The following is an 18495-nucleotide window of genomic DNA, read 5'->3' as shown; positions in this document are numbered from 1 at the left end:
GCTATCCTCTTTTTTGACGGGAACGCCGCACGAATCATAAAATTTAAGCGGTACGAACAATTCGCCCAAGCTCCCCTCATATAGTTCAAATAATGCGCAATGCGCGCAAGACGTGGTGCAGGCAACGCCAATGGGACAAAAAGGAGGTGTTCCCCATTCCGCTTATCGTCCGGGCGACCTTCAACGCGACGGGCGCCATTACGTTCACCGGCAATACGCTTGGGCTCAGCCGCTCCGAGAACGCGGGCGTCCCGGGCATGCTGGACAGCATCGGCGCGTTTACGACGACGAGCGCCGCGTCGCAATACGGCACGTACCCGGCTGGCACGACAAGCAATTATCAGCTCAACAGCTCCGCCGCCGTCCTCGTTCTTCCTGCAGGCAGCACCATTCTGTATGCGGAGCTCATCTGGGGCGGCACGTATGTCAACGGCAGCGTCAATCTGACCTCGGCGATCAACAACCCGGTCAGCCTGACGACGCCTGCCGGCACGTTCAGCATCTCGCCCGATGCCGCGACGGCCAACTCCGTCGACCTGGGCAACGGCGCATTGGCGTACGTGCGCTCGAGCAATGTCACCTCGCACATTCAATCCGGAGGCGCGGGCACATACGTAACCGCAGGCGTCGTCGGCACGATCGTGATTCCGAGCGACACGACGGCCAACCATGCAGGCTGGACGCTTGGCGTCATCTATCAAAATCCGACGTTCCCTTTTCGCAACATGTCGCTGCGTGCCGGGGCTGTGCTCGTTCAGGCCTCGTCGGGTCCCGTCAATACGACGCTCACCGGCTTCGCGACGCCGATCTCCGGCGCGCTCGGCGGCAGAGCGCTGTTTAGCGCGCAGGAAGGAGACGCCAACCGGACCGGCGATCAGGCGCTGTTCGGTCCGACGGCCACTTCTCTCGTGGCGTTGTCCGGACCGAACAATTTCGCCGCAAACTTTTTCGCCTCGCAAATCAACAACGATCTCGGTCAGCTGAACACGTCAGGCACCTTCGGTACGCGCAACCAGACGAACGGAGCGCCCGGCACGAACATCGTCGGCGGACGGCAAGGCTGGGATATCACCAACGTCGACATCTCCGCGCGGCTGGTGAACAACCAGTCGTCAGCCGTGCTCAGCCTGACGACGTCCGGCGACGCTTACGTCCTGAACGGCAACGCCATCCAGGTCGACATCAACGCGCCGATCATCGCGGTGGCCAAAAGCTCGAACGTGACGGGGCCGATCGTCGGCGATGTCGTCACGTACAGCGTCACCGTCAGCAACTCCGGCACCGCCAACGCGGCCAGTGTCGTGCTTACCGATGCGCTGTCGCCCGGCGCGACCTTTGTCGCGGGCAGCGTCGTCGTGGCGGGGGTCTCGCGTCCGACGTTCGACATAACGACGGGCGTATCGCTCGGGTCGCTGGCGCTGGGTACCTCCGTCACGACGACCTACCAGGCCAGGGTCACCTCGCTGCCGAGCCCGCAGCAGCTGACCAACATCGCAAACGCAGCCTTTACGTTCCAGAGCGTGGCCGGCGGTTCGATCATTTCCGGCGTCATTCCGTCGAATACATATACGATCCCCGTGTATTCGCCGGTGCTCACGATGACCAAAACCGCAAGTACGAATAATGCGACGGTCGGTAGTCTGGTGACGTACACGGTCTCGATCGCCAACTCGGGCAATGCCGGCGCGGTCACGACGTTTTTTGACAACATTCCGGCAGGCTCGTCGTTCGAAACGAACACCTTCCGTCTGAACGGAGTCATCGTTCCGGGGGCGAATCCGGCAACGGGCGTTGCTATCGGGACGCTTGGAGCAGGAGCCACGACAACGGTAAGCTTCCAGGTGCGTGTCAACGCGCTGCCCGCCCAGTCGCAGCTCGTCAATCAGGCGACGGCGACGTATACGTTCCAGCCTCCGGATCAGCGGACCGTAGCCGGCTCCGCAGCCTCGAATACGGTCACCGTTCCGGTCAAGCTGCCAAACGTAACTGTCGTCAAAAGCGCCAATCTGACGGACGTGGCGGTCGGCGAGACGCTGACTTATACGTCGGTCGTCGCGAACAACGGGACCGAAGCGATTACGAACGCGATCCTGTCCGATGCGGTCCCCGCCGGCACTTCTTTTATCGCGGGAAGTGTCGTCGTAGGCGGGACGTCGAGTCCCGCTGCGTCCCCGGCCAGCGGCATCGCACTCGGGACTCTGGCTGCCGGCGCCCAGGTCACCGTTACTTTCCAAGTTCGGGTCAACTCGCTGCCGACCACGGCGCAAATAAGCAACCAGTCGTCCGTATCTTACAGCTCCGGCACGTTTAACGGTCAATCGCTGTCCAATACGATCGTGACGCCGGTCTACCAGCCGATCGTCGCCGTCGCCAAAAGCGCGGACCATACGAACGCCACGGTAGGCGACACCATTATATATACGCTTAACGTGTCTAACTCCGGGAATATCGCAGTCTCTCAAGCGACGTTGACCGACAACATACCGGCAGGGTCGTCCTTCATCGCCGGCAGCGTCACGGTAGGAGGCGTCTCGCAGCCGTCCGCTTCGCCGGTTACGGGTATTTCGATCGGTACGATCGCGACCGGGGCTTCGGTACCGGTGACTTTCCGGACGCTGCTTGGTTCGCTCCCTTCCCCGCCGACGCTTGTTGATCAAGGCGCCGTCGGTTTTACGTACCAGCTTCCCAGCGGACGTACGCTGAACGGCTCGGCCGTCTCCAATACGCTGACGATCGGCGCCTCCGCGCCGAATGTCTCCTTAACGAAGTCTGTTAATCTCGCGAACGCGGCGGTCGGCGATACGCTCGTCTACACGATCGTCGTTTCCAACAACGGCATTGCGCCCGTCACGAACGCGGTCTTGACCGATTCGGTCCCGACCGGCGCCTCTTTCGTGCCGGGCAGTTTAACGATCAACGGCGTTGCATCGCCGACCGCCAATCCGCCCGCGGGCGTGCCGCTTGGCACGGTGAATCCAGGTTCGTCCGCAACCGTCGTTTTTCAGGCGACTGTCGTTTCGCTGCCGAATCCGGCTCAGCTGTCCAACCAAGCGTCAGTCGGGTTCACGTCAGGGGCTTTCCAGGGGACTTCGGCCTCCGCGCCGGCCGTTACCGCCGTCTATCAGGCGGCGCTTTCGCTTGTTAAAACCGCCAGCGCGACGCGTACGACCGTAGGAGATACGTTTACTTATTTTATCGCGGCGTCCAATTCGGGCAATACAGCGGCACAGACTACGATCGTCGACGTGTTGCCGGCCAGTCTTACGTTTCAAACGAACAGCGTTATCGTCGGCGATACGCCGACGCCGGGCGTAAGTCCCGCTACGGGCATCCCGCTATCCGTCGGCCCCGGCCAAACGGTCGTCGTCAGCTTCCTCGTCACGATCAACGCGCTGCCGCCGTCCCAACGGCTGGACAATCAAGCTTCAGCTTCGTACACGTATACGCTGCCCGGCGGCAGGCAAATTCCCGGCTCAGCCGTGTCCAATGTATCTTCCGTTCCCGTCTCCGCGCCCGATGTGCGCGTCGTCAAAGCCGTCGCGCCGGCTTCGGGTATCGTCGGCGATACCTTGACGTTTTCCGCCGTCATCTCGAACGCGGGAATGCCGGCTGCTAGAGACGTCGTCTTTTCCGACCCGCTGCCCGCGAACGCAGCTTTTGTGCCCGGAAGCGTACGCGTCAATGGCACCGCGAGGCCGTCCGCGAACCCGCCGGCAGGTATTTTAATCGGAGTGTTGCCCCCCGGGGCGACGGCTACCGTCACATTTGAGGTGATAATCACGATGGCGATACCGTCTCAAATCACAAATCAATCGACGGTCAGCTTCACGTCCGGCGCCTTCTCCGGCACGTCGGCTTCGAATACGACCGTCACGCCCGTATATCAGCCGCAGATTGCGCTCGTCAAGAGCGCCAGCACGAGCAATGCGACGGTCGGCGACACGATCGTCTATACGATCAACGTGACCAATTCGGGCAATTTCGGCGCTAGCGTGACCGTCACGGATACGATCCCCGCCGGCACCACGTTTTCGGAGAACAGCGTCATCGTCGACGGCGTCCCGCAGCCGGGCGCGACCCCGACGACACCGATACCGCTCGGCGTCGTCGTTCCCGGACAGACGGTCGTCGTCACCTTCTCCGTCGTCGTCACGTCGTTGCCGACGCCGCAGCAGCTGTCCAACACCGCGTCGGCCGTCCTTGTCTACGTGACGCCGGACGGCCGCACGATCACGCAGAACGCGACATCCAATACGGTCACGTTTCCCGTATCCGCTCCGAACGTTGCAGTCTCAAAGTCGACGCTTTCGATAGCCGCAACTGTCGGAGATACGATCTCCTATACCGTAACCGTGCTGAACAGCGGCATCGAAGCGGTCACCAGCGTGCTGTTGACCGATCAAGTGCCTCCCGGCGCCGCTTTTGTGCCGGGCAGCGTGATCGTGAACGGTATTCCCGCTCCCGGTGCGGTACCGTCCGGCGGTATCCAGCTGGGCACCCTTGCGCCGAGCGGCACGGCGACGGTCGTATTCAGCGTCACCGTCGTGTCGGTGCCGAATCCGGCCGAGATCGCCAACCAGGCGTCCGTCAGCTTTTCTTCGGGCGCCTTGTCGGCCGTGACCTTCTCCAACGTCGTATCCACGCCCGTTTACCAGCCGGTAATCTCGGTATCGAAGTCGGCCAGTACGGACAATGCGACGGTCGGCGATACGGTGACCTACACGCTGAACGTGTCGAATACCGGCAACTACCCCGCCACGACGACGTTGACGGACAACATCCCGGCGGGCACCGTCTTCGTGCCGAACAGCGTGATCCTCGGCGGCTTCCCGCTTCCCGGCGCAGATCCGTCCACCGGCATCGCGCTCGGTCCGATCGAAGCCGGCGGCACCCGCACGGTCACGTTTTCGGTCGTCATCGACACGCTCCCTTCACCACAGCAGCTGGTTAACCAAGGGACGGCCGCCTATTCGTTTACGCTTCCCGACTCGCGCACGCTGACCGGGTCCGCGCTGTCCAACTTGGTAACGATACCGGTGTCAGCGCCTAACGTCGCCGTCTCAAAAAGCACGCCGACGACTTCTACGACGCTTGGCGACACGGTAACGTATACGACCGTCATCGCGAACAACGGCATCGCAAGCGTGAGCAACGTCATCTTCACCGACCCGTTCCCGCCTGGCACGGCGTTCGTCCCGGGCTCGCTGACGGTCGACGGCGTCCCCAGGCCCGCCGCCAACCCGGCGACAGGCGTCAGCATCCCGGCGATCGCGCCAGGCGCGACGTCCACGGTATCGTTTAACGTGACGGTCACATCGCTGCCGCAGACGCAGACGCTTGTCAACCAGTCCACGGTCACGTTCACGTCGGGCGCATTCTCCGGCGTCACCTTCTCGAATACCGTCACAACGCCGGTGTATATCCCGGCGCTGTCCGCCGTGAAGACTGCCAACACCGCCAATGCGACGGTCGGCGATACGGTCGCTTATACGATCACGCTGACGAATTCGGGGAATTACCCGGCGAACGTGACGTTGACGGACAACATACCGGCCGGCACGACGCTCGTTCCTAACAGTGTGTTGATCAACGGGCAACCGTCTGCTGGTTCGGATCCAACCGCCGGCATCCTCGTGCCGAACGTAGCGTCGACGGCAACGGTTACGTTTTCCGTCATCGTCGGTTCGCTGCCGCCCGGTCAACTGCTGTCCAACCAGGCGTCCTCCACCTACGCCTATACGCTTCCCGACGGGCGCACGTTCGGCGGCTCCTTCCTTTCGAACCTGCTTGTCGTGCCGGTGAGCGCGCCGAACGTCGGCGTCGTCAAGTCCGCTTCGGCGACCGACGCCGTCGTCGGCGACAACCTGGTGTATACCGTGGCCGTTCAGAACAACGGCATCGTGGCGATCAACAATGTGCTTTTGAACGATCCGACGCCAACCGGCGCCGTTTTCGTCCCCGGCAGCGTGACCGTCGACGGCGTGCCGCGGACGAATGCGAATCCGGAGGCCGGGATCGCGCTGGGTTCCATCGCGCCGGGCGCCACGGTAACCGTGGCGTATACGGTTAATGTCACGTCATTGCCCGTATCCAATTCGCTCAGCAATCGCGCCTCCGTCAGCTTCACCTCCGGCGCGTTCTCCGCTACGGCGTTCTCCAACACGGTCGTCACGCCGGTCTACCAGCCGATCATCGCCATGCTCAAATCGGCGAATACGACGAACGCGACCGTTGGCGATACGGTCCTCTACAGCATCAACATCACGAACACGGGCAATCTGGCGGCCGATCTGACGCTGACGGACACGATTCCTGCCGGCACCGCGTTCGTGCCGAACAGCGTCATCGTGAACGGCGTGCCGCAGCCCGGCGCCGATCCTGCGGGCGGCATCCCGGTCGGCCTGGTGCTTCCGGGTGCCAGCGTGAACGTGACCGTCACGCTCGAAGTGACCGTAGATGCGCTGCCGTCGCCGCAGCAGCTGTCGAACCAGGCGACGGCCACCTACACGTATTCGCCACCGGACGGCCGCGTACTCAACGGGACCGCAGTTTCGAATACGCTCGTTATACCTGTGTCTGCGCCGGATGTCGTCGTTACGAAGAGCACGGACGCGGTGGACGCCATTGTAGGCGACTTGATCACGTACACGATCCTGGTGTCCAACAGCGGCATCGAAACGGTGAACAACGTCGTAATCGTCGATCCGGTTCCCGTCGGCACGGTCTTCGTGAACGGCAGCGTCACGGTCGACGGCGCCGCGCGCCCCGGGGCCAACCCGAATACGGGCATCGCGGTCGGCTCGATTGCGGCCGGCGCGACGGTCACCGTCACGTTCCAGGTTCAGGTCGTCACGATATGACGCCCCTCCTGCCGGATCCGTATTTGCGCAATCAATCGCATGTCCGGTTCACGTCGGGACTCAGTCCATCCGTCGCCTATTCCAACGTCGTATCTATTCCGTTGTACGGACCGGCGATCTCTGTCGCCAAGACGACGGACGCCGCGCAAGCCGAGCTCGGGTCGACGATCGTGTACCGATTGAGCGTGGCAAACGCGGGCAATGCGTCTGCCGACGTCGAGCTGTTCGATCCGCTGCCAGCGGGGACCTCTCTCGTCTCAAACTCGGTTCTGCTGAACGGCGTGCCGCTGCCCGGCGCCGATCCGCCTTCCGGCATTCAGCTCGGCAGCGTTGCGCCGGGCGGGCGTGTCCTCGTCACGTTCCAGCTCGTCGTGATCGCGATTCCGGAATCGCGTGCGATCTCGAACCGGGCGCGCGCCGAGTTCGCCTTCGCGACGCCTGAAGGCAGAGTCTCGCGCGGAGAAGCGGAATCCAACGAAACGACGGTGCCGGTCCTCGTCGTCAAAGTATCAGCGACCGTCAACACCCGGTGGAGCGAGACGTTCGCCGAGGACGTCGTCTACTACGATATCGTCGTGCGAAACGAAGGCGCTGTCCCGGTGTCCGGCGTCAACATCGTCGCAGCGCTGCCGCAAGGTCTCGCCTTTCTGGCCGGCAGCGTCGCCGTTGACGAGATTCGCTCGCCCGGCGCCGTACCGGCGTCGGGCATCGCGGTCGGGACGATCGCCGCGGGCGGCTCGGCAGTAGCGACGTTTGCCGGGCAGGTCGGCGACTTGCCCGACGGAACCGTATTGCAGGTGAATGCGTTCGTCTCCTATGCGGCGTCCGGGCAAACGTATTCGACGGCCACGAACACGGCTTCCGTCGTCGTGGTCCGGCCCGAGGCGACGCTGACGCTGACCGCGAGCCCCGGTCAGGTCGCGCCAGAAGACCCGATCACGTATACGCTCGTCGCCTTCAACGCTTCGCGAATCGCGATCGAAGCGACACTGCAAGATTTTTTGCCGGCCGGGATGACTTTGGTCGCCGGCAGCGTGTCGGTCGGCGGACTCTCAGCCGTCGTCGTCCCTCCCGGCGTCGGCATTCCGATCGGGACGATCGGTCCCGGCGGTCGGGTCATCGTAGTCTTTCAAGCGCGCGTCCCACCGCTCGCTGACGGCGCCGCGCTATTGCCGGACTACTCGAATCGGGCGGAGTTGATTTATACCTTTCGATTAAACGACGGGCGCGCAGTGCGCGCGGCTGCCGCGTCGGATACCGTCGTCACCCGCGTCGTTTCGCCATTGGTCGCCGTCCAGGTGAAGGCGGACCCGCCGGAGATTTATCCGGGGGACGAGATCGTTTTCCGCGCCGAGGTATCGAACGCGGGCAACGTCGCGGCTTCGGTAGTCGCGGGAGGCTTGCTGCCGGCAGGTACCGTGCTAGCGGGCAGCGGCGTTCTGATCGACGGCGTTCCGGCTGCACTGCTGCCGAACGGCTCGGTCGTATTGGGCATGCTGGCGCCCGATCAAATCAAGCGTTTTGTCTATCGCGTCATCGTACCCCGGGACACGACGCTGGAGACGATCGATGGAAGCTTGACGGCGAGCTATACGTTCGTTCTGAACGGACGGGAGCATGCCGGCCTGTCGAAGTCGAACGATTACAGCGTATGGATCGAAGGCATCGAAGAATGAATGCGGATAGGAGTCGCTTAAAGTATGTCAAATACGTAAAAAGCACGCCGCGACCGCGGCGTGCTTCGTTAAAATTAGACACTGAAATGAACACGCTGGATTATTGCTGGCCGCCGATCCATTGGAAATGGAAGCTGCCTTCGCGGTCGAGCCGCTCGAACGTATGCGCGCCGAAGTAGTCGCGCTGCGCCTGCAGCAGGTTGGCCGGCAAGCGCTCCGTCCGGTAGCTGTCGTAGTAAGCCAGCGCCGAAGCGAACGCGGGCACCGGAATGCCTCTCGTCACGGCCGCGGCGACGACTTTTCTCCAAGCGCCCTGGTAATCGCGCACGACGCCGCCGAAGTACTCGTCCAGCAGCAGGTTTTGCAGCGCCGGATTGCGGTCATACGCGTCCTTGATGTTCTGCAGGAAGCCGGCGCGGATAATGCAGCCGCCTCTGAAGATCATCGCGATGCCGCCGTAGTTCAGATCCCAGCCGTAGGCGTCGGAGGCGGCGCGCATTTGCGCGAAGCCTTGGGCGTACGAGGCGATCTTGCTGGCGAACAGCGCCTGGCGCACCGCTTCGATGAATTCCTTCGGATCGCCGTCGTAGCCCGTTGCTTCCGGTCCGGTCAGCTTGCGGCTCGCGATGGCGCGTTCTTCCTTCATCGCCGACAGGAAGCGGGCGAAGACGGACTCGGTGATGATGGACAGCGGCACGCCCAGATCGAGCGCGCTTTGGCTCGTCCATTTGCCCGTGCCCTTTTGACCGGCAGAGTCGAGGATGACGTCGACCATCGGCTTGCCCGTCTCGGGATCGGTCTTGGAGAAGATGTCGGCCGTGATCTCGATCAGGTAGCTGTCAAGCTCCCCTTTATTCCACTCGGTGAAAATGTCGTGCAGCTCTCCGGCGCCAAGGCCGAGCACATCCTTGAGCAGGTGGTACGCCTCGCCGATCAGCTGCATGTCGCCGTACTCGATGCCGTTGTGCACCATCTTGACGTAGTGTCCGGCACCGTCGGCACCGATATACGTCGAGCACGGATCGCCGTTCACTTTGGCGGAGATCGCCGTCAGGATCGGCTCGACGAGCGCGTAGGCGTCCTTCTGGCCGCCCGGCATGATCGCAGGACCGTGCAACGCGCCTTCCTCGCCGCCCGATACGCCTGCGCCGATGAAGCGGAAGCCTTTTTCCTGAAGAGCTTTATTTCTCCGCTGCGTGTCCGGGAAGTACGCGTTGCCGCCGTCGATCAGAATGTCGCCTTGATCGAGGTAAGGCACCAGTTGCTCGATCGTGTCGTCGGTCGGCTTGCCCGCCTTGACCATGATCAAGATTTTCCGCGGCGTCTCCAGCGACTGCACGAACTCTTCAACGCTGTAGGCGCCCACGAAGTTTTTGCCCTTCGCTTCTTCCAGCAGCTCCTTCGTCTTCTCGGGCGAACGATTGTACACCGCTACGGAGAAGCCTTTGCTCTCGATATTTAAGGCCAGGTTTTTGCCCATGACCGCAAGTCCGACTACGCCAATTTGCTGCTTGCTCATTTCTCTCCATCCTCCCGGTCTTATGTTCTCTCTCTATTTAGAAAGCCTTTTTGGTGCGGCCGCTTGCTTCGATTATTGAACGGCTTTTTTCCAGTCGGCTGCGAATTTTTCCATGCCTTGCTCGGTCAGCGGGTGCTTGGTGAGCTGTTCGATTACCGAGAACGGAATCGTGGCGATATGCGCGCCGGCCATGGCGACACGGGTGACGTGGTCCGGATGGCGGACGGAAGCTGCGATAATCTGCGCGTCCAGGTTATGGATACGGAACAGCTCCGCGATTTTCGCAACGAGCAGGACACCATCCTCGGAAATATCGTCGAGGCGGCCGAGGAACGGCGACACGTAGGTTGCGCCGGCGCGGGCGGCGAGCAGCGCCTGGTTAACCGTGAAGATCAGCGTGACGTTCGTCTTGACGCCTTTCTTGGTCAGGTAGCGGCAAGCCTCGAGGCCGGCCAGCGTCATCGGCAGCTTGATCGTGATGTTTTTGTCGTTGTTGTTGATCTTGATCAGCTCGTTCGCCTGAGCGATCATGTCTTCCGCCGTGAGGGCGTCAGGTGTCACTTCGGCGGATACCGACTCGACTTCCGGCACTTCCTTCAGAATCTCTTCGATGCGGTCCTCGAACTTCACGCCTTCCTTGGCGACCAGGGAAGGATTCGTCGTGACGCCCGACAGGACGCCGATCTTGTACGCTTTTTTAATGTCTGCCAGGTTAGCTGTGTCGATGAAAAATTTCATGGTTCCATTACCTCCGTCGATTTGGAATTTGGTTGGTATCTATCCGATTACAAATTATAGCAGCTCTTTGGCGATGCGGACGACGTTGGAGACGGAAAAGCCGAAGTATTCCATAACCGCGCCGCCGGCGCCCGATGCGCCGAACGTATCGATGGACAACACTTTGCCTTCCTTGCCGACATAGCGATCCCATCCGAGCGAGATGCCCGCTTCGATCGAAACGCGCTTATCGACTGCGTCGGGAAGCACGGATTGCTTGTAGGCCTCCGGCTGCCTGTCGAACAGCTCGCGGCTTGGCATCGCCACGACGCGAACGGAGACGTTATCCTTCTCGAGCTCCGCCTTCGCGTTCACCGCCAGAGAGACCTCGGAACCGGTCGCGATCAGGATCAGATCCGGCTGCGCATTCGTCTCGGCCAGCACGTACGCGCCTTTGGCGACTTGCTCGCGATTCGCCTTCGTCTGCTCGTAGGTCGGCAGATTTTGCCGGCTGAGGACGAGCGCGACGGGGCCATCCTGCTGGGTCAGCGCATACGCCCATGCGCTCGCCGTCTCGTTCGCGTCCGACGGACGGATGATCGTCAGGCCGGGAATCGTGCGGAGCGCAGCCAGATGCTCAACCGGCTCGTGCGTCGGGCCGTCCTCGCCGACAGCGATCGAATCGTGCGTAAACACGTAGACGACTGGCAGCTTCTGCAGCGCAGCAAGCCTGATCGACGGGCGCAGGTAGTCGCTGAATACGAAAAACGTGCTGACGAACGCGTTGATGCCGCCGTGCAGCGCCAAGCCGTTGCCGGCCGCGCCCATCGCGTGCTCGCGGACGCCGAAGTAAACGTTGCGGCCAGCGTAGGAGTCGACCGCGAACTTCGGCTCGCCCTTGATGTCGGTCATCGTCGAATGCGATAGATCCGCGCTGCCGCCGAAGATGGACGGCACTTTTTTCACATAATGGTTGATCGCTTCGCCGCTGGCGACACGCGTGGAGATCGACTTGCCCGCGTCGAACGTCAGAATATCGCCGTCCTCGAGCGATACGTTGCCGTCAATCGCGCGGACAAGCTCCTGGCCGAGCGCGGGATGCGCCTCGCCATACGCCGACAGCAGCTTGTGCCATGCTTCTTCCTTGGCCGCTCCTTGGCGCTTCAACAGCTCGAAGTGCGCGCGAACCTCGTCAGGCACCGTGAATTCTTCCTCGAATGCCCAGCCGTAATTCTGCTTCGTCGCCTTCGCTTCCTCGAGGCCGAGCGGGTTGCCGTGCACCTTGTGCGTGCCGGCAGACTTGCTGCCGTAGCCGATGATCGTGCGGATCTCGATGATCGTCGGCTGATCGGCATGCGCCTTCGCCGCCGCGATCGCTGCCGAGATTGCCGCCAGATCGTTGCCGTCTTCGACGCGCAAGTATTGCCAGTTCGCGGATTCCGCACGCTTTTGCATATTTTCGCCGAAGCTGAGGTTCAGGTCGCCATCGAGCGAGATATCGTTGGAATCGTACAGCACGATTAGCTTGCCCAGCTTCATGTGTCCGGCCATCGACATCGCTTCGTACGAGATGCCTTCCATCAGGCAGCCGTCGCCGACGAGCGCGTACGTATGATGGTCGACGACCGGGAAGCCGGTCTGATTGAACCTCGAAGCGAGATGCGCTTCGGCCATCGCCATGCCGACCGCCATCGCGATCCCTTGGCCGAGCGGCCCCGTCGTCGCGTCGACGCCGTCGGTGTGGCCGAACTCGGGGTGGCCCGGCGTCTTGCTGTTCAGCTTGCGGAACTGCTTCAGATCATCGATCGTTACCCCGTAGCCGAACAGGTGAAGCAAGCTGTACAGCAAGGCGGAGCCGTGACCGGCCGACAGTACGAAGCGGTCGCGGTTGAACCACTTGGCGTTCGATGGGTTGTGGTTCAAATGCTCGGACCAGAGGGCGTACGCCATCGGGGCGGCCCCCCTCGGCAGGCCGGGATGACCCGAGTTGGCCGCGTTGATGGCGTCGATCGACAGCGTGCGGATCGTATCGATCGACAGTTGTTCAATGGTTTGCGTTGTAGGCATAGTTGGCTCCTTCTTGGCTATCGTTTTTAGGCAGCGTCTCGTTATCTTCGTCAAACCACCAGTGGTACCCGTCCTCCGCCAGCAGGGCGTCGGACGCTTCCGGTCCCCGGCTGCCCGCGGGGTAGCTGTGGAGCTCTACCTCGTTGTCGGCGAATGCGTCCAGCATCGGCTGCACATACTGCCAGGACAGCTCGACTTCGTCCCAATGCGCGAAAAACGTCGGATCGCCCTTCAGGGCATCGCCGATCAGATTCTCGTACGCTTCAGGCGAATCGGCCGGGGTCGAATGCAAGTCGACGTGAATCGGCTTGAAGCCGCCATGCGCGCCGGCCTCCTTCGTGTTCAGTTGGAGCGTAATGCTCTCGGCGGGACCGATCTCGATGACGAGCAGGTTCGGCTCAACGCCGCCCTCCGCTTGCGACCAAGCCTGCTTGAGCGGCTCCTTGAATTCGACGACGATGCGCGTCGACTTCTTGTTCATGCGTTTGCCGGTACGGATGTAAAAAGGCACCCCGCGCCAGTCGTTGTTGTCGATGCGCAATCGCGCCGCGATGAAGGTGTCGTTCATGGAATCCGCCGCGATTCCCGGCTCGGACCGGTAGCCTTCAACCGGCTGGCCGCCGATGCTGCCCGCCTCGTATTGGCCGCGGACCAGATGCAGGCCGACGTCCTCCTTCGCCACGGGAACCAGTGCTTCCATGATCTTCTTCTTTTTAAAGCGAACCTTCTCGGAGCTGCTGTCGTACGGCAGGTGGATCGCCGCCATCATGAGCAGCTGGAGCAGATGGTTCTGAAACATGTCGCGGATCGCGCCAACGTGATCGTAATAGCCCGCCCGCTCCTCGACGCCCACCGATTCGCTGGCCGTGATCTGTACGTTCGCGATATACCGGTTGGTCCCCAGCGTCTGGATTACCGGCTTGACCTGCTGCAGCGTTTCGAGAGTCAGTACGCCCGGCTTGCCTAGGAAATGGTCGATGGTGAAGATCACTGCATCGGCAAACGATTCCGACAACTTCGCGTTCAGCGCGCGAGCCGATTTGAGATCGTGGCCGGACGGCTTCTCGATGACGAGCCGCTTCCAGCCGTCTGCCGAACCGAGCCCGCTTGCGCGAATGTTGTCCGCGATCGGCTCGAAGTGCTCGGGGCCGACCGACAGGTAGAACAGCCGGTTAGGCGGCATGTCGAGCGCTTGTTCGCGCGCTTCGACGAGCGCCAGCAGCTTGCGGTAGTCCTCCTCGCGCCCGATATCGAGCACGCTGTATCGGAAGGCTTCCAAAAAAGCGTTCAGCTTTTCCTTGTCGGCCGGCTCCGTTCTGGAAAATTGATATAGCGACCGCTCGACGGCGGCTTGGAAAACTTCGTCGGTCCATTCTCTTCTGCCGAGTCCGACGACGGAGAAGGCTTGCGGCAGCTTGCCGCGGACGAACAAGTTAAAAAGGGCGGGATAGATTTTGCGTTTGGCCAAATCTCCGGTTGCCCCGAACAATATAAAGGTGGTCGGTTCCATCTTCCTTCTCCTTCCCCGAGCGAGGAGCCGCTCTGGTTTCTTTTTTGTATTTTCACTATAATACGAAACGGAGCCATACAAGTAATTAATATATTTCACAGGAGATATAGACCATGTCTATGGGGAACAACTACGAGCTGTACAAAGTGTTCTATTGGGCGGCGAAAACGGGGAGTTTGACGCAGGCGGCGAAGGCGCTGTATTTGACGCAGCCGAGCGTGAGCCACGCCATCAAGCAGCTGGAGGAAAGCTTCGGCGTCTCGCTGTTCTATCGCAACTCCAAAGGCGTCGAGCTGACGCAGGAAGGCATGGTGCTCTACTCGTACATCGAGCAATCGCAGATTCTGATCACGCTGGCGGAGGAAAAGATGGCCGCGCTCAAAAACCTGGACAGCGGCGAGCTGCGAATCGGCGGCAGCGACTCATTGTTTAAGCATTACGTGCTTCCTTATCTGGAGCAGTTCCACAAGCTTCATCCGGGCGTAAAGCTTCACCTGAACCACGGCACGACGCCCGAGGTGATTACGTTCCTTAAAGAGGGCCGAATTGATCTCGGTGTCGTGCGCATGCCGATCGTCGATCCGCAGCTCCAGGTGACGGAGAGCTTCCAGCTGCAGGACTGCTTCGTCGCAGGGGCCAGGTACGCGGAACTTCAAAACGAAGTGCTGACGCTCGACGCGCTCCTCCAGTACCCGATCATCCTGTTCTCCCGCAACAGCCGCGCCCGGATGACGATCACCGAGCTTTTCCACAACTACGGGTATTCCATCAAGCCGGAGATCGAAGTCGGCAGCGTCGACCTGCTCATCGAGTTCGCAAGACGGGGACTGGGCATCTCCTATGTGACCCGGGAGTTCGTCTCCAGGGAGCTCGAGGAAGGCTCGCTGTTCGAGGTGTCTCTCGACATCCCGCTGCCGCCGTCCCATGTCGGATTGTTAACGATGCGAAATATGCCGCTGTCCAGCGCGGCGCAGACGTTTATCGGGCTAGTGAAATAAAGGGATAGATTAAAAAACGAGCAAGCAGAATTAGATCTGCTCGCTCGCTTTAGTTAACAGGATTAAATACCTTGATTCAACTCAATCACATGGCCGGCCGGATCGCGAAGATAGGCGACGCGGTGGCCCCATTCCGGCGTATCGAGCGGCGGTTGCACGAACGGAACGCCCTTTGCGCGCAGCTCCTCGTATACGGCATCGACGTTGTCTACGCGGAACACGAGCGCCACTTGATCCCGACCGCTAAACGGCTGCGTCCTCGATCGGGCTTCACCGGTATCGTCGGCCATCGGCGGTTCGAGCGCAAAGCTGACGTCCCCCGTCGCAAATTCGGCAAAGGGCGTCGTCTCGTCTCCATACCGAACCTCAAGACCGATCATATCTCGGTAAAATAAAAAGCATTCCTGAATATTCGGCGCCAATAGTCGAACATGAGACAGCTTCACTTCCATCCTCCGCCCTTCGTTTCAGATGGAATCAGTGTACCACTTCGCGGACGGCGTCGTTTCTTTTCGATTGCTGGATTTAACGTCGTCTGCGACACTCAATTAAAACGAGTCCCGGCGCGGTCTTGGGCGCATGCCCCAGCCTTCCCCTCCGAAAGACAGGCGGCGATGGCGCCCGCCATTCGGATCGAAGCCGTGGCCGCCATGCCCCGGATGGCCGCCGCGTCCTCTGCCGCGCGGATCGAAACCGCGAGGCCCGCCCCCATGCCCACGATCATGATGCCCATGACCGTCACGGTGACCGTCTCCCCTGCCCTCCATGACCTCTTCGCCGACCAATTGCCGTTTGAGCTCTCCGATCAACCTGTCTAGGTATTCGCCCATCGTGCGCTGTTCATCCTCGCTCAGACATTCGAACAGCTTATTGTGACTCTCCTGCTGCTTCTCGATCTCCTCCGCCGCTTCGGCGCCGGCTTCCGTCAGCGTCACATTCATCACCCGGCGATCCTGCTCCGACGCCGTGCGCGTAATATAGCCGCTGCGCTCCAGCTTGCCGAGCAGCTCGCCCAGCGATTGATTGCGCATGTCGAGCAAATAGGACAGCTCCTTTTGCGTGATCTCTGGCTTCAGCCTGAGCAGCGACAGCACGCGCCCCTGCCCGCGAAGCGGATCCCCGCCACCTGCGCCCTCTCTCAACAATTGATGCTGATATCGACGCAGCAAAATGACGATGCGGAACAACTGCTCCATTAGGCTCGATTGGTTCATTTCCATTGTATCCATCGTATATGCCTCCCGGCTTTTTATTCAGGGGCCTGATTATCAGGTGCCTTGTTATTTATCATACAGGTACCTTGTTAATTAGTCAAATCTAGTTTGTTAAAAAGAAAAAAGCCTCTGCCGTCTTAGGGCAAGGCTTTACGGTCACTCCGGCGAAAAAATCCCAGGTAGAAACTAACCACGACGTTCCCACCGTCACCCCGGCGAAAAGGTCTCGGTTAGAAACTAACCAAGTCGCTCCCACTGTCACTCCGGCCAAAAAGTCTCAGGTAGAAACAAACCACGACGTTCCCACCGCCACTCGGTCGAAAAAGTCTCGGGTAGAAACAAACCAAGCCGCTCGCACCGTCACTCCGGCCAAAAAGTCTGGGTTAGAAACAAACCACGCTGCTCGCACCGTCACTCCGGCCATTAAGTCTCGGTTAGAAACAAACCACGCTGCTCCCACAGTTACTCCGGCCAAAAAGTCTCGGTTAGAAACAAACCACGACGTTCCCACCGCCACTCGGTCGAAATAGTCTCAGGTAGAAACAAACCACGACGCTCCCATCGTCACTCCGGCGAAATAGTCTCGGTTAGAAACAAACCACGACGCTCCCACTGTCACTCCGGCGAAAAGGTCTCAGCTAAAACCAAACCACGACGCTCCCACCGTCGCTCCGGCGAAAAAGTCTCAGTTAGAAACAAACCACGACGTTCCCACCGTCACTCCGGCCAAAAAGTCTCGGTTAGAAACAAACCACGCCGCTCCCACCGCCACTCCGGCCAAAAAGTCTCAGTTAGAAACAAACCACGCCGCTCCCACCGCCACTCCGTCAGCCCGCTCCCTTCAGCCGGCCTTCCCTCAGACTACCCGATTGGCCGACTTTCCTGCCAAAAACGCCTCCAGGTTGCCCACGGCCGTAGCCATCAGCCGCGCCCTCGCTTCTCGCGTCGCCCATGCCTGGTGCGGCGTAACGATACAGTTGACGGCTGACAGCAGCGGATGGTCGGCCGGCGGGGGCTCCGCGGACAGGACGTCCAGACCGGCGCCCGCGAGGCGGCCTGCGTTCAAGCTGTCCGCCAGATCCTGCTCCGCGATCAAACGGCCGCGCGCCGTATTGATCAGGAAGGCGGATCGCTTCATCCGCGCGAGGCTGTCGCGGTTGATCAATTCTTCCGTGTCGGGCGTGAGCGGACAATGCAAGCTGACGACGTCGGACTTTGCCAGCAGCTCGGGCAAGTCCGTCCATTCAAAGCCGTCGAACGGCGGTGCACCGCCGGGATGGCGCTTGTGCGCCGCCACCTTCATGCCGAAGGCATGCGCGATGCGCGCGACCGATTCCCCGATGCGGCCGTAGCCGACGATGCCCATCGTTTTACCGCTTAGCTCTGTCAGCGGCGTTTTCCAGTAGCTGAAGTCCGGACTGTCCGCCCAGTCCCCCGCCTTGACGGAGCGGTCGTGCAGTCCGACGTGCTGGCAAAGCTCGAGGAGCAGGGCGAATACGGTTTGCGCGACCGATTCCGTTCCATACCCCGGCACATTCGTCACGGCGATGCCCCGCTCGCCCGCCGTCTGCACGTCGACATTGTCGAAGCCGGTCGCCAGCACGCCGATATACTTGAGCGCAGGCAGCTTCGCGAGCTGCTCCGCGCGAACCGGCGTCTTGTTCGTCAGCACGACGCTCGCCTCGCGAGCGCGCTCCTCCGCGAGCTCCGGCGTCGTTCGGTCATATACCTCCACCTGGCCCAGACGCTCGAACCCGTCCCAGGACAGATCGCCCGGGTTGAGCGTATAGCCGTCAAGCACGACAATTTTCACATCGGTTCCCTCCATTTCACTTGGGCCGCCCCCGTCGCAGCGCCTTTCGAACAGGCCGATCGAAACCTGCGGGCCGCAACGTTCGTCTTATCTACATCATCTATTAAACCCAGATCGCATT

10 protein-coding genes are annotated in these 18495 nt (G+C 61.0%); 3 read left to right on the top strand and 7 right to left on the bottom strand.

Going from position 1 to position 18495, the window contains the following annotated elements:
* Positions 1-146: 146 nt before the first annotated feature.
* Both KVT38_RS10310 and KVT38_RS10305 read left to right on the top strand, forming a co-directional pair.
* Positions 147-6860, top strand: a complete 6714-nt coding sequence (locus KVT38_RS10310; RefSeq protein ID WP_217593627.1) for a DUF7507 domain-containing protein — start codon at positions 147-149, stop codon at positions 6858-6860.
* Complete coding sequence (locus KVT38_RS10305; protein WP_217593626.1) at positions 6857-8536, top strand: DUF11 domain-containing protein; 1680 nt, start codon at positions 6857-6859, stop codon at positions 8534-8536. The genes KVT38_RS10310 and KVT38_RS10305 overlap by 4 nt, the downstream gene beginning before the upstream one ends.
* A gap of 100 nt (positions 8537-8636) precedes the next feature.
* Here KVT38_RS10305 and gndA read toward each other — a convergent pair whose 3' ends face one another.
* The 4 genes from gndA to zwf all read right to left on the bottom strand — a co-directional run bounded on the left by gndA (position 8637) and on the right by zwf (position 14349).
* Positions 8637-10055, bottom strand: coding sequence for an NADP-dependent phosphogluconate dehydrogenase (gene gndA / locus KVT38_RS10300; RefSeq protein ID WP_217593625.1), 1419 nt, complete (start codon positions 10053-10055; stop codon positions 8637-8639).
* A gap of 72 nt (positions 10056-10127) precedes the next feature.
* The gene (fsa, locus tag KVT38_RS10295) at positions 10128-10793 is read right to left on the bottom strand and encodes a fructose-6-phosphate aldolase (RefSeq protein ID WP_217593624.1); all 666 of its coding nucleotides are present in this window, start codon (positions 10791-10793) and stop codon (positions 10128-10130) included.
* A 54-nt stretch (positions 10794-10847) separates the two neighbouring features.
* On the bottom strand, positions 10848-12839 hold the full coding sequence (gene tkt, locus KVT38_RS10290) for a transketolase (RefSeq protein ID WP_217593623.1): 1992 nt from the start codon (positions 12837-12839) through the stop codon (positions 10848-10850).
* Positions 12817-14349, bottom strand: a complete 1533-nt coding sequence (gene zwf, locus KVT38_RS10285; RefSeq protein ID WP_217593622.1) for a glucose-6-phosphate dehydrogenase — start codon at positions 14347-14349, stop codon at positions 12817-12819. The genes tkt and zwf overlap by 23 nt, the downstream gene beginning before the upstream one ends.
* A 119-nt stretch (positions 14350-14468) precedes the next feature.
* Between zwf and KVT38_RS10280 the strand changes: the two genes are divergently transcribed.
* Positions 14469-15347 (top strand): LysR family transcriptional regulator, encoded by an 879-nt coding sequence (locus tag KVT38_RS10280; RefSeq protein ID WP_217593705.1) that lies wholly within the window; start codon positions 14469-14471, stop codon positions 15345-15347.
* A 62-nt stretch (positions 15348-15409) separates the two neighbouring features.
* Here KVT38_RS10280 and KVT38_RS10275 read toward each other — a convergent pair whose 3' ends face one another.
* The 3 genes from KVT38_RS10275 to KVT38_RS10265 form a co-directional block, all read right to left on the bottom strand.
* Complete coding sequence (locus KVT38_RS10275) at positions 15410-15793, bottom strand: VOC family protein (RefSeq protein ID WP_217593621.1); 384 nt, start codon at positions 15791-15793, stop codon at positions 15410-15412.
* Positions 15794-15895: 102 nt separating this feature from the next.
* Positions 15896-16576 (bottom strand): MarR family winged helix-turn-helix transcriptional regulator, encoded by a 681-nt coding sequence (locus tag KVT38_RS10270; RefSeq protein ID WP_254639131.1) that lies wholly within the window; start codon positions 16574-16576, stop codon positions 15896-15898.
* 841 nt (positions 16577-17417) lie between these two features.
* Complete coding sequence (locus tag KVT38_RS10265; RefSeq protein ID WP_217593620.1) at positions 17418-18374, bottom strand: D-2-hydroxyacid dehydrogenase; 957 nt, start codon at positions 18372-18374, stop codon at positions 17418-17420.
* Positions 18375-18495 lie beyond the last annotated feature (121 nt).

It is taken from the genome of Cohnella sp. GbtcB17, assembly GCF_019091135.1.
Lineage (GTDB): Bacteria > Bacillota > Bacilli > Paenibacillales > Paenibacillaceae > Cohnella.
Note: the sequence above shows the minus strand (reverse complement) of the source record. Positions and strands in the feature narration are given on the sequence as shown.

What these genes read in the sequence shown, in the direction of transcription:
- KVT38_RS10270 (WP_254639131.1), bottom strand. Translation starts at nt 16,576, where the DNA reads ATGGATACAATGGAAATGAACCAATCGAGCCTAATGGAGCAGTTGTTC.
- gndA (WP_217593625.1), bottom strand. Translation starts at nt 10,055, where the DNA reads ATGAGCAAGCAGCAAATTGGCGTAGTCGGACTTGCGGTCATGGGCAAA.
- KVT38_RS10305 (WP_217593626.1), top strand. Translation starts at nt 6,857, where the DNA reads ATGACGCCCCTCCTGCCGGATCCGTATTTGCGCAATCAATCGCATGTC.
- KVT38_RS10280 (WP_217593705.1), top strand. Translation starts at nt 14,469, where the DNA reads ATGGGGAACAACTACGAGCTGTACAAAGTGTTCTATTGGGCGGCGAAA.
- fsa (WP_217593624.1), bottom strand. Translation starts at nt 10,793, where the DNA reads ATGAAATTTTTCATCGACACAGCTAACCTGGCAGACATTAAAAAAGCG.
- zwf (WP_217593622.1), bottom strand. Translation starts at nt 14,349, where the DNA reads ATGGAACCGACCACCTTTATATTGTTCGGGGCAACCGGAGATTTGGCC.
- tkt (WP_217593623.1), bottom strand. Translation starts at nt 12,839, where the DNA reads ATGCCTACAACGCAAACCATTGAACAACTGTCGATCGATACGATCCGC.